The sequence below is a fragment of the Lutibacter sp. HS1-25 genome, assembly GCF_004121075.1.
GTDB lineage: Bacteria > Bacteroidota > Bacteroidia > Flavobacteriales > Flavobacteriaceae > Lutibacter.
The window spans coordinates 1-13,976 of record NZ_RHLN01000163.1; the positions used below are offsets into that span (position 1 = coordinate 1).

Sequence of the window (13,976 nt, forward strand, 5' to 3'; positions counted from 1 at the left end):
ATCCGTAAGCTTCTAGCCCACAAGATTTGTATTCAGCCACTGCTTTATCTAGAGCTTCTTGCGAAAGATCGTTTACTACAATTTTTGCTCCTGCTTGTCCAAGACCTTTGGCCATTGCCATTCCAAGTCCATGAACTCCACCTGTAATTAGTGCTGTTTTACCTGTTAAATCAAAAAGGTTAATTGACATAATTTTATTTTTTTATTAATTATCTTAAATCTGTTATTTTTGCCACATCCATATCGTTGTAATCCAAGTTTTCTCCTGCCATACCCCAAATAAAAGTATAGTTTGAAGTTCCTGATCCTGAGTGAATTGACCAAGGTGGTGAGATTACTGCCTGATCATTGTTCATCCAAATATGACGTGTTTCTTGTGGTTCTCCCATAAAATGACAAACCGCTTGATTTTCTGGAATATCCATATAAAAATAGATTTCCATTCTACGATCGTGCACGTGTGCTGGCATCGTGTTCCAAACACTACCTGTTTTTAATTCGGTCATCCCCATTTGTAACTGACAAGTTGTTACAATACCTCCAATAATCATTTGGTTTACAGTACGGTGATTTGCAGTTTCTAAAGAACCCAATTCAATTTTATTAGCTTCTGCCTTGCTTACTTTTTTTGTTGGAAAGTTTTTATGTGCTGGTGCAGCATTTAAATAAAATTTTGCAGGATTTTTAGCATCGTTACTTTTAAAAATAACTTGTTTATTGCCACTTCCAATGTACAAAGCATCTTTTAAGCCTAGCTCGTAAACTTCGCCTTCTACTTCAACAGTTCCGTTTCCTCCAACATTGATAATTCCAATTTCTCTTCTTTCTAAAAAATATTCAGCTTTTAAAGGATCAATAGTTTCTAGCGTTAAAGGCTCTAATGGCACTGCCGACCCAGCAATATACCTGTCGTAATGTGAATAAGTAAGGTTAATTTTACCTACTTCCATTAAGTTGTCAATTAAAAATTCGTCTCTTAATTGCTGTGTGTCGTATAATTTTACAGCTTTTGGACTTGATGCGTAGCGTGATTCGTATGTTGTTGACATAATGTTGTTTTTTTAAATTTTCTAATTTTATGGTGGTTTAGCCTAAACTTAGCCACCATTTTTAGTTTTTATTTTGAGAATTTGATTTCGGCCATCAGCCTCAGGTATTCAGTCTTTCGACTTTATACCTAAGACTTTAGACTTCTCCTAATCCCCAATTCAAGGCCACGTAACTCAGCGAGACCTCTTAATCTTCCTATTCCAGAGTAACCTGGATTTGTTTTTTTACGTAAATCGTCTAACATTTTATGACCGTGATCTGGTCTCATTGGCATTCTTAAATCAGTTCTGCCAGATGCTTTTCTTTTTTCTTGTTCTAAAACCAATGCTTTCATAACGCTAAACATGTCAACGTTACCTTCTAAATGATTGGCTTCATGGAAATTACCCAACTCATCTCTTTGTGTGCTGCGTAAATGGATAAAGTGTATTCTACTTCCCAAACGCTCTACCATTCCTGGCAAATCGTTATCAGCTCTTACACCAAATGAACCTGTACAAAAAGTCAATCCGTTATTAGGACTGTCAACTGCATTGTACAAATCAACAATATCTTGCTCTGTACTTACAACTCTTGGCAAACCTAAGATTGGAAAAGGTGGATCATCAGGATGTATACACATTAAAATTCCAGCTTTTTCTGCTGCAGGAATAATTTGTGATAAAAATGAAAATAAATTAGCTTTTAGTTCTTTAGGACCTATATTATTATAAGTAGCTAAAATAGTATTAAACTCCTCTAAAGTATAACCTTCTTCAGCACCAGGAAGTCCAGCAATAATATTTTTAACTAACAAGTCTTTATCAGCTTGAGTCATTGTTTCAAACATTGCTTTAGCTGCAGCTAATTGCTTTTCAGTATAAGTCGCTTCAGCACCTGGTCTTTTTAATAATAATACTTCAAAAACAGTAAAAGCAGTAATATCAAAACGCAAAGCTGTAGAACCATCTTCAACTTCATAATCTAAATTAGTACGTGTCCAATCTAATACAGGCATAAAATTATAACACACCGTATCTATGCCACAAGCACCTAAATTTAAAAGTGTTTGTTTGTAATTTTCAATATATTTTTGAAAATCACCTGTTTTTGTTTTAATATTTTCATGAATAGGCACACTTTCAACTACAGACCAAGTAAGACCTACTTCTTCAATTGTATTTTTTCTTTTTTGAATTTCTTCAACTGACCAAACTTCTCCGTTTGGAATATGATGCAATGCAGAAACAACACCAGTTGCACCAGCTTGTTTTACATCTAAAAGAGAAACTGGGTCATTAGGACCATACCATCTCCACGTATTTTCAAGATTTAAATTCATATCTAAATTTATTATATTTTAAACACCACTAAAAGCACTAAAACCACCATCAATTGGCACAACTACACCTGTTACAAAAGAAGAAGCATCGTCACACAACCACAAAGTTGTACTAATTAAATCTTCAGGCTCACCAAATTTACCCATTGGCGTTTGAGCAATAATTGTATTTCCTCTTGGCGTTAAACTACCATCACTATTAGTTAATAAGGCACGATTTTGATCTGTAAGAAAAAATCCTGGCGCCAAAGCGTTTACCCTAATACCTACTTTTGAAAAATGAACTGCCAACCATTGTGTAAAATTTGACACAGCAGCTTTTGCACCACTGTATGCCGGAATTTTAGTTAAAGGTGTAAAAGCATTCATTGATGAAATATTTAAAATACTACACCCTTTTTTACCCACCATGTCTTGAGCAAACACTTGCGTAGGCAATAAAGTTCCTATAAAATTTAAATTAAATGTAAATTCAATTCCTTTAGGATCTAAGTCGAAAAAAGTTTTAAAACCTTCGGTTGTATTTTCTAAATCAGCTGTTTCTAAATAAGGATTAGAAGTAGTTCCCAAAGGATGATTTCCTCCTGCTCCGTTTACCAAAATATCACAAGGACCCAATTGCTCGTTCACTTCTTTTTTAGCAGCTTCTAATGAAGCTTTCTCCAAAACATTGGCAGCAACTCCTATAGCCACACCACCATCTGCATTAATTTCTTCAGCAACCTTGTTTGCTGCTTCAATTCTTAAATCTAAAACGGCAATTTTGTTACCTTGCTTAGCCAATGCTTTTGCTAAAGTGCTACATAAAACACCTCCTGCTCCTGTTAATACAATTACTTTACTCATTTTTTATATAATTTTCGCTTACAAATTTCTTTAAAAAATATAATTTATTTGTCCTGTTCTATCCTGCTTTCAGACTTCAAATCAGAACTTTTAAACATGTTTATTTATTTTCTCATTCTAAAATCAACTATAAACTTATAACAAAGAATCAACATCTTTACATACGTAAGTTCAAGTACATTAGATTTGAACAATTGATACCCTTGTTTTGTATTCTTAACATCCTACAACTTCAATTTAATAAAATTGCTTTTGCTTAAAAACAAACTTCAAACTCAATTTTATCACCACATTTCAACTTCACCTTCACTTAGATATTTCATAAAACTTTAAGAAATACATTTTCCGTGTACGCACACAAAAGTAACAATTATTTTTAAAAATAGCTTTTTTTTAAAATATTTTTTTAATATTTGTCTTGATTCTAAATAAATTATGATAACAATAAAAGAAATTGCTGAGATTGCTAATGTTTCTGTTGGAACTGTTGACAGGGTTATTCATGGTAGAGATGGGGTTTCAAAAAAGACCAAAGAAAGAGTTCAAAAAATTTTAACAGAAAAGAATTTTAAAATCAACAACATTGCAAGATCATTGGCAATGAAAAAAAAGTATAACTTATCTGTATTAATGCCAGATTTTGATGCCGATAATTTATTTTGGAAATCACCATTGTTAGGAGTTTCAAAAGCTGCAGAGGAAGTTTTAAGCTTCGGAATTGAAGTTAAGACATTTACTTTTAACCAATTAGACAAGAAGTCTTATTTAAATAGTTTTCAAAAATTAATTGATGGATCACCTGAAGCTGTGATTCTTACGCCTTTATTTTTGAATGAAACTAAAACAATAATTTCTCAATTAGACAAAAAAAAGATTCCTTATATTTTTTTAAATATCGAAATAAACGGTTTTAACAATATTTCATTTATAGGTCAAGACTCGTACAAAGGCGGTTATTTATCAGGGAAATTAATGCATTTATGCACACAAAAAAACACCAATTACTTAATTACAGATATTGAATCTAAATTATACAACAACAATGCAATAGAAGGCCGAATAAAAGGGTTTTACTCATATTTTAATAAAAATAAGATTCCGTTTAATGCTGTTTCATTAAGTTTTGAAGATTTAAACAATTTAGACCACGTTAAACAACAACTAAAACAACTATTGGATACCCATAAAAATATATCAGGAGTTTTAGTTCCTTCAAGTCGAATTTCAATAATTTCTAATTGTATTGATTCAAAAAAATTAAAAAAATTAAGTTTAATCGGTTTTGACACAACAGAACAAAATGTTGCTTGTTTAAAAAATGATAAAATTACCTTTTTAATCTCTCAAAAATCATTTAACCAAGGATTAAAATCGGTCAAAATAATGGCTGAATATTTAATTCAGAATAATTTACCACATCAAAAAATATATTCACCTCTTGAAATAATTACCAAAGAAAATTTAGAATTTAGCCAACAAGAAAAGTGGCATTATATTGATGAGATAAAATCATAATTTTAAAATTTAGCCAATATTTTAAAGTTGTAGAATCTTATTTTTGCACTATTAGCACCCTCTTTTTGGACTCTTTGCATTCTGTAACTTCTTATATTTACTATAATTATATTAGGTATAAATCACAAAACTTTTCAAATTAATTATGAACCAAATTCATACATTGAACTTTTAAACACTCAACTTAAAAATACACCTTCATTATATGACTTTCAGTTAAATAAAAGATTACAAAAGAATTAATTCGAAGATTTATCGTCTATTTTATAAAAATAAATTAATTTCACTTTTTAATATTTTTTTTATTTTGACGAAATATCAATAAACTAAATGCTGCATAACTTTAAATTATTTTTACTTTTAATTGTTGTTTGTTTAAAAGGTTTTTCACAAACTAATGAGTATCGGTTTAAAAATCTTTCAACATCAAACGGACTGTCACAAAGTTCTGTAATTACCATTCATCAAGACAAATTAGGTGTAATGTGGTTTGGAACCCGAGACGGGCTTAATAAGTATGATGGCAGCAATTTTAAAATTTATAAAAACAATCCAAAAGATACTTCAACCATAAGCAATAGCGACATTTTAGTTATTGAAGAGGATGCTTCAGGCAACCTTTGGATTGGAACTTATAATGGCTTAAACCTATACAACCATAAAACAAATACTTTTAAAAAATATTTCCACACAAACAACCCTAACTCATTAAGTAACAATACTATATGGAGTATTCAGGAAATTAAAGACGAAATATGGATTGCAACTTCAAACGGAATTAGTATTTACAATAAAAAATCAGACACATTTCAGTGGGTTTATCACGATCCAGAAAATCCTCAAAGCATTCCAAGTAATTTTGTTTTAAAAATTAAAGAAACCAGCAAAGGTGAAATTTGGGTTGGAACCTCAAAAGGCTTATGTAAGTTGATCAATAGAGCAAACAACAACTATAAATTTCAACATTATAAAGAAGCATCATCTAACAATAAAAATAGTGATTATTTATATGTTCAAAATATTTTAGAAGATGAAAATAACGATTTATGGATTGCAACAAAAACAAGTGGATTATACAAATACAATTATAAATCATCATCTTTAATATCCATTTTAAGCAAAGAAAAAAACAATAGTTTTGACAACGATTTTAGAACTATAAGTATTGACAAATTGGGTAATTTGTGGGCTGGAACTTATAGTGGCGTTTATGTGTTAAAAAATAAAATAGCAAAAACTACACCTTCTGAAAACTATATAGACAATAACAATTTAAGTAAAGTAAAATCTATTTACACCGATAAAAAAGGATCTGTTTGGATTGGTACTTATTACGGTGGTATAAATATTTGGGACGAAACAAATTCAAACTTCACCAATTTAAACCAAAACATTAGCAAAACTGGCTTAAGTTACAATGTAGTTGGTTCTATAGTATCAGACCATATTGAAAACATTTATTTTGGAACCGAAGGTGGTGGTATTACAGTACTCAACAAAAAAACAAATACTACCAATTTTTTAAATCTAAACAACCCTAAAAAACCACTTAGCAACATAAAAACGCTTTTATTGACCAATGAAGAAGATTTATGGATTGGTACTTTTGCGAACGGATTGGGGATTTACAATGTTAAAAGTCGTAAAATTTCAACAAACATTTTAAACCCTGAACTGGAAAAACTACTTGAAAACACAGGAGTTTACGCAATTAAAAAAGATAAAGACGAAACTATTTGGATTGGCACTTTTGGTCTTGGATTGATAAAGTACCACCCTAAAAACAAAACTTTTGAAATATTTCAAAATGAAAAAGACAACAAAAATTCGTTAACAAATAGTAGAGTTCGCTCTTTATTAATCGATTCAAAAAAACAAATTTGGGTTGGTACACAAAGTGGTTTAAATTTAATTTCAACCAACAAATCCAGTAATAAAAAAATTATAAAACACTACTTTTTTGATGAAGAAGCCCTTTCGGGCGATGACATTTCAACAATTTTTGAAGATAGCAAAGGCACCATTTGGATTGGCTTAAAAGCTAAAGGATTTTTTAAATTGAAGGGTGAAAATTTTGAAAAAATCACACTTAACAATGGAGATTTTGAAATTAACACCATTCACTCAGTTATTGAAGATAAAAACGGCAATTTGTGGTTAAGTTCTAACAGTGGTATTGTAAAATACAACCCGCTAAATAACAAAACAGCGATTTTTGGTGAAATTGACGGATTGATTAGCAATGAATTCAACGACAACTCAAGCCTAAAAATTAATGAAAATGAATTTTATTTTGGTGGCCCTTATGGCGTTTCTTATTTCAACCCCGAAAATATTATTGCTAACAACTATGCGCCGCAAGTTATTTTAACAAATCTTAAAATTAAAAATAACATTGTAGAACCTTCAACAGAAAAAAACAGCATTTTAACTAAAAGTATTTGGGATACCCAAAAAATTACATTGGACTATGACATGGCAAATTTCTCAATCACTTTTGCCATTCCAAATTTTATCAACTCAAGCAACAATCAATACCAATATCGTTTGGTAGGATTAGAAAATCAATGGATTAACACTTCAAACACCGAAGCTACTTTCACCATTCAAAACCCAGGAACCTATATTTTTGAAGTAAAAGGCGCCAATAATAATGGGGTTTGGAATACCACTGCCACCACTTTACAAATTAAAGTAAACCCAGCACCTTGGAGAAGTTGGTGGGCATTTTTACTCTATGCACTTATTATTGCAACAGCCTTATTTAGTTTAATTCAATTTTTAAAATCTAAAACTATTTTAAAACATGAGTTAGAGTTAGAGCATCTGGAAAATATAAGAAACGAAGAAATCAACCAAGCTAAATTACAGTTTTTTACCAATATTTCTCACGAGTTTAGAACACCTTTAACGCTAATACTTGGACCTTTACAACAATTGCTAAGCGATTATAAAGGCAGCAATAAAATGTTTAAAAAATTACTGGTTATAGAAAGTAATGCCAATCATTTATTGCAATTAATTAATAGATTGATGGATTTTAGAAAATTGGAAAACAACCAATTTAAACTACAATCTGCAGAAGGAAACATTGTCAAATTTTTAAAAGAAATTTATTTTTCATTTAGCGAATATGCAAAAGACGGCAATTACCAATATACATTTGAAGCCCTAGAAGACCCAATTTCTGTCTATTACGACCGTTCAAAATTAGAACGTGTATTTTATAATTTAATATCAAATGCTTTTAGATTTACACCAAAAGGCGGTAATATTGCTATTAAAGTTTGGAGTAATGAACAGTCTATTTTTATAACTGTTGAAGACAATGGTGTTGGAATTGCTGAAGAATATTTCGACAAAATTTTTGATCGCTTTTTTGAAATTGCCATTCATAACAATCCTAAAGAAGGCTATAATAAAGGTACAGGCATTGGTTTATCTATTGCAAAAAATATTGTAACACTTCATAAAGGAACCATTACTGTTAAAAATAACCAACCACAAGGAACCATTTTTGAAGTTGCTTTGCCCTTAGGTAGAGCGCACCTTTTAGACGAAGAAATATTAAAAGATTTCAAAACAAGTAACGACCTTACACAATACATAACACAATTAGAAACAGTACCTGTTGATTTTGAAGATGACGTTGAAGATTTGGTAACAAATGAAACCCTACCTACTATTTTAATAGTTGAAGACAACAAACCTTTGCGTTCATTTATTAAAAATTTATTAAAAAAGAAATACAATATTATTGAAGCTGAAAATGGAAAAGTTGGACTTCAAAAAGCATTAGACAATATTCCAGATTTAATTATTAGCGACATTATTATGCCCGAAATGGTTGGGACTGAAATGTGTTCAAAAATTAAAGAAAACTTAAAAACCAGCCACATACCTATTATATTGCTTACCTCCCGCTCTTCATTAATTTACAAATTTGAAGGTTTAGAAAGTGGTGCCGACGAATACATTAGCAAACCTTTTAATGTAAAGGAATTTACTTTAAAAATTAAAAATATGCTTGAAGGCATGCAGCGATTAAAAAATAAATTCAAAAGTGAAAACACCCTTTCACCAAGTGAAATTACAGTTTCATCGGTTGATGAGCAATTGCTTAAAAAAGCTTTTAAAATTGTTGAAGACAATATTTCTAACGAGCAATTTGACATTCCTTTCTTTTGTTCAGAATTAGGTGTAAGCAGAACGATGTTATTTACAAAAATAAAAGCCTGGACTAATTTTACACCAAACGATTTTATTCAAGAAATTAGATTGAAACGTGCTGCACAATTGTTAGAACAAAATAAAATTAATATCTCCCAAATTAGCTACAAAGTTGGGTTTAACAATCCGAAATATTTCAGCAAATGTTTTCAAAAAAAATATGGAGAAACACCTTCTCAATATCAAAACAAATTTTCCAACCATTTTTCAGAAGAATAACAACAATCCCCTAAAACAAAGGGGATTTTTTACTTGTACTGGATATTTGACTACCCTATTTTGAATTTTTATTTCAAATTACCTCTCTATATTTGTTGAAATGAAATCAAACAAAACTAAAATTAAGGTAACAGAAATCTCATTGATAATACTAATTATCGCTGTGAGTTTATTGATTATCTATTTTAGTTAAATTAACTTAAAACAATTTATATGATGCCAAACAAAATGAAATCAAACAGAGCTTATTTGCTACTGTTCCTATTACTTATAGGAACTTTTGGTTACGCTCAAGAAAGAAGTATTTCTGGAAAGGTAGTTTCAGGTGATGATTCACTTGGACTTCCTGGAGTAAATATTTCTATCAAAGGAACCTCCAACGGAGGATCAACAGACATGGATGGAAATTACACTGTCAATGTTAAAAACAAAAATGCCGTATTGGTATTTAGTTATTTGGGTTTTGTAACTAAAGAAGTTACTGTAGGAACCAGCAATACAATTAATGTAACTTTACAAACTGATGCAGATGAATTAGAAACTGTAGTAGTTGTTGGTTATGGTACCGTTAAAAAAAGTGATATTACAGGATCTGTTTCATCTGTAAAAAGTGACGACTTAAATGCGTTTCCTGTTTTAAATGCAGAACAAGCTTTACAAGGTCGTGCAGCAGGTGTTATGGTACAATCAAATAATGGTGGTGAACCAGGAGCTCCAATTAAAGTTAGAGTACGTGGTGGTACATCAATCAACGCTAGTAGTGATGCACTTATTGTAGTTGATGGATTTGTAGGCGCATCAATGCCTGCTCCAGAAGACATTGCTTCTATGGAAATTTTAAAAGATGCATCTTCAACAGCTATTTATGGTTCTAGAGCAGCTAACGGTGTAATTTTAGTTACCACTAAAAAAGGTAAAACAGGTAAATCTACTGTTGAGTTAAATACATCATACTCTTCTCAAACTGTAAACAATACACTTGATATGTTAAATGCAGATCAGTTTGCAGCTTATAGAAACTCTTTTGCTCCTGGCTATGTACAAGGAACTGCTAATACCGATTGGCAAGATGAGATTTACAGAAATGGTGGAATTTCAAATACACAATTGTCATTTTCTGGAGGTTCAGACAATATCAAATATTATGTGTCTGGTAATTTTTTCGACCAAAAAGGGGTTATTATAAATTCAGACCTTAACAGATTTACTATTTTAAGTAATATTGATGCTAACATTAGCGATAAAGTAAGTGTAGGTTTAAGTGTTGCTGGAGGATCATTTAATAAAAATGGTATTTTAACTCAAACACAATCTGGTGGTACAGGAACTGCCGATGTGGTTTCTTCAACATATCGTTTTGCGCCAGATTTAGGCATTTACAATCCTGATGGTAGTTTTGTTGTAAACTCAATAGGAGATGATATTGACAACCCTTATGCAACTGCTACACAAAACATAAATGAAACTAAAACTAACAATTACAGAGCCAATTTCTTTTTTAATTGGGAAATTATTAGTGGTTTAGATTTTAAAACTGCTTTTGGTTATAGCGCAGACAACAGACAAACTGGTAAATTTAAACCAACTACGTTAATAGCTGGTGCTGGAGTTGGTGGTGAGGCTACAATTTTAGATGTAAAATCAACATCTATTATAACTGAAAATTACTTGACTTATAAAAAAGATGAGTTATGGAAAGGTAATTTAACTGCTATGGCTGGTTACTCTTATCAAAAAAATACCAGAAATGAAGTTTTTGCAGGTGCAAGAGGATTTGTTACAAACTCAGTTTCTTACCGTAATTTAGGTGGTGGATCTGTTTACCTACAACCACAATCTTCATTAGAAGAAACAGAATTGGTTTCTGTTTTTGGTAGATTAAACTACACCATTAGTGACAAATACTTATTTACTTTTACAGGTAGATATGATGGTTCTTCAAACTTTAGTAAAAATCACAAATATGCATTTTTCCCTTCAGGAGCATTTGGATGGAATATGTCTAAAGAAGATTTCTTAGCTGATAGCGAAACTATTTCTAACTGGAAATGGAGAGTTAGTTACGGTGCTACTGGTAACCCATCAATTCCTCCTTATGGTACTTTGGCTCGTTTTTCTGAAATATACTCAGTAATTGGAGACAATATCACAAATGCTGTTGCTGTAACTCAATTGGCTAATGACAACTTAAAATGGGAAACTTCATACCAATTCAATTTAGGTCTTGACTTAGGATTTTTTAACAACAGACTAAGTGCTACTATGGATTACTATAATATCGACACAAAAGATTTATTGTTTCAACGTCCATTACCAGAATATATTGGATTGGCAAACCCTTTCCAAATGCAAAATATTGGAGAATTACAAAATAGAGGTTTTGAATTTAGCGTTAACGGAAGAATCTTTGCCAATGATAATTTCTCTTGGTCAAGTAGTTTAAACTATTCAACAAACAAAACTAAAATATTGGCTTTACCTAATAATGAGGATATTTTAATAGCATCTGCTCCAGGGCATTTCTTACAAAGTGAATCTCAAATATTAAGAGTTGGTGAATCTGTTGGATCATTCTACGGATATATTTATGAAGGTGTTATCCAAGATGGACAAACAGCTCCTACTGGAGGTGAAACATTACCTGGTGGTCAATTATTGGCAGACATCAATGGTCGTGATGCTGATGGTAACTTAACTGGTGAACCTGATGGAAAATTAAACTCTGACGATAAAACCATTATTGGTGATCCAACTCCAGATTTTATTCTTGGTTTTAACAACGATTTCAAATTCAAAAACTTTGATGCTAACTTATTTTTCCAAGCATCTGTTGGTAATGATATTTTAAATTACAGTTTACTTGAAATGGGTTCTGGTGATGCAAATACAACTACTGATATGTTAAACTATTGGACACCAACCAACACCAATACAGACATTCCTGCTCCAGCAATTAGAGCAAAACTAATCACATCTAGATACGTGTATGATGGTAGTTATTTACGTATGAAAAACATTTCAATAGGTTACAGCCTTCCTAAAGAAATATTGGACAAAACCTTTATTGAAAATATTAGAGTTTATGTAAGTGGTCAAAACTTAATTACTTGGACTAAATATCCTGGTGCTGATCCTGAGGCGAATTATAGAAATGACAATAATGAAAGAAGTAATACAAACCTTGGTTTAGATTACGGTAGTTATCCAAACGTAAAAACATTTACTATGGGTGTTAACTTTAAATTTTAATCTAAAGAATCTAAAACATGAAAAAAATTATAACATTGATTTGTATCGCATACCTAGCTATAGGATGCTCTGATCTTGAAGAAAATCCAGTTGGGTTATTAGCCCCTGAATCTTTCTTCCAAACAACTGATGACCTTCAAGCTGCTGTAAACGGAAGTTTTGCGTATATGGCTTCTGAAAAATATTGGGGTAGAAAATTATCATTGGCTCTTTTATTAAGAGGTGATATGGCCGATATTGGAGACCAAACTACTTCAGCATATAGAATAGACGTTAATAATTTCACTATGAATGATGACAATGCAATGGTAACAAATTTTTGGCCACAATCGTATGCCATTATTGGTGCTGCCAATCAGGCAATTGACGGTGCAGAATTATTAAGTGGAGACCAAGACAAAATAAATGCAGTTGCAGCACAAGCCTATTTTGCACGTGCCTTTGCTTACTATAATTTAGTACGTTTGTTTGGAGAAATTCCATACATTGATTTTGCAGTATCTGATATTTCAACTGTTGAAAGTATTTCTAAATCATCTGTTGATGCGGTATATGCTGGAATTGTTGCAGATTTAGAATTTGCTAAAAAATGGTTACCAGATACACAACCTACTCGTTCTTTACCTTCTAAAGCTACTGCTGCTGCTTACTTGGCATCTGTTTATTTAACTTTAGGTGAACATGCTAAATCTTATACTGAAGCAAAATATGTAATTACAAACAAAGGTAAATTTAATGTAGGTCTTGATCCAGATTATCAAAACTTATTCAATGCTGATAAAGTTGGTAGTTCTAATGAGCCATTATTTACAATAGACTTTATTGGTCAATCAAGAGATGGCGATTTAGGTCAAGATTACTTAGCTTCTGTTACAGGAATTAGAGGTAACATCACTTTTTCTTATGGTGAAGGATGGTCTGTTGCTGTTCCTAGTTTAAAAGTTTACAATGATTGGGATGGTAGAGATTACAGAAAAGCTGTAAGCTTAGATACTGTTGCTACTTTTAAAAATGTAGGTTTACAACCATATACAGTATTTAAAAATTACAACGGTAGAGCTGTAAACAGACCACATATTGCAAAATATTACCGTATGATTGGTATTGCAGGTAATAATGGTCGTGAATCAAGTTCTAACTATATTACAATGCGTTATGCTGAAGTATTATTAACTGCTGCTGAAGCTTTAAACGAAACCACTCCAGGTTCTAGTGAAGCTGCGGGTTATGTAAATGAAGTAAGAACTAGAGCTAGACTTGGTGGAGGAACACCATCAGCTTATCCAGCAAATTTAGCAAGTGGATTAAACCAAGCTGATTTAAGAAAAGCAATTCTTGAAGAAAGAAGAATAGAACTTGCTTTTGAATTTGGTAGATGGTTTGATATTAAAAGATTGGGAATTGGAAATGAAGCTTTTGGACCTAATGGTTTTGAACCTCAACCAAACTTTACAGCATCTAGAGACTATTTATTCCCTTTACCAGCAGATGAATTGGCAAGAAATACAAATCTTCAACCAAACAATCCTGGATATTAATAATCTTA

The 13,976-nt window shown here is 31.5% G+C and carries 8 protein-coding genes; 4 read left to right on the forward strand and 4 right to left on the reverse strand.

Features of this window, described 5'->3' with window-relative positions; all coding sequences use genetic code 11:
- From EC396_RS17615 to EC396_RS17630, 4 genes are all read right to left on the reverse strand, one after another.
- A partial coding sequence (locus tag EC396_RS17615) for an SDR family NAD(P)-dependent oxidoreductase (RefSeq protein WP_129368174.1) occupies positions 1 to 190 on the reverse strand: 190 nt, incomplete at its 3' end.
- A 19-nt stretch (positions 191 to 209) separates the two neighbouring features.
- The gene (gene kduI, locus EC396_RS17620; RefSeq protein ID WP_129368175.1) at positions 210 to 1,049 is read right to left on the reverse strand and encodes a 5-dehydro-4-deoxy-D-glucuronate isomerase; all 840 of its coding nucleotides are present in this window, start codon (positions 1,047 to 1,049) and stop codon (positions 210 to 212) included.
- Positions 1,050 to 1,177: 128 nt separating this feature from the next.
- Positions 1,178 to 2,371 (reverse strand): mannonate dehydratase, encoded by a 1,194-nt coding sequence (gene uxuA / locus EC396_RS17625; protein WP_129368176.1) that lies wholly within the window; start codon positions 2,369 to 2,371, stop codon positions 1,178 to 1,180.
- A gap of 18 nt (positions 2,372 to 2,389) precedes the next feature.
- Complete coding sequence (locus tag EC396_RS17630; RefSeq protein WP_129368177.1) at positions 2,390 to 3,217, reverse strand: SDR family oxidoreductase; 828 nt, start codon at positions 3,215 to 3,217, stop codon at positions 2,390 to 2,392.
- Between the two features lie 435 nt (positions 3,218 to 3,652).
- Here EC396_RS17630 and EC396_RS17635 point away from each other — a divergent pair, with 435 nt between their 5' ends.
- The 4 genes from EC396_RS17635 (at position 3,653) to EC396_RS17650 (ending at position 13,968) form a co-directional block, all read left to right on the forward strand.
- A complete protein-coding gene (locus EC396_RS17635; RefSeq protein ID WP_129368178.1) occupies positions 3,653 to 4,732 on the forward strand; it encodes a LacI family DNA-binding transcriptional regulator in 1,080 nt (359 codons plus the stop codon).
- 330 nt (positions 4,733 to 5,062) lie between these two features.
- Positions 5,063 to 9,181 (forward strand): two-component regulator propeller domain-containing protein, encoded by a 4,119-nt coding sequence (locus tag EC396_RS17640; RefSeq protein WP_129368179.1) that lies wholly within the window; start codon positions 5,063 to 5,065, stop codon positions 9,179 to 9,181.
- A 213-nt stretch (positions 9,182 to 9,394) separates the two neighbouring features.
- Positions 9,395 to 12,430: a TonB-dependent receptor gene (locus tag EC396_RS17645; RefSeq protein WP_129368180.1), complete on the forward strand. Its 3,036-nt coding sequence runs from the start codon at positions 9,395 to 9,397 to the stop codon at positions 12,428 to 12,430.
- Positions 12,431 to 12,447: 17 nt separating this feature from the next.
- Positions 12,448 to 13,968 (forward strand): RagB/SusD family nutrient uptake outer membrane protein, encoded by a 1,521-nt coding sequence (locus EC396_RS17650; protein ID WP_129368181.1) that lies wholly within the window; start codon positions 12,448 to 12,450, stop codon positions 13,966 to 13,968.
- Positions 13,969 to 13,976 lie beyond the last annotated feature (8 nt).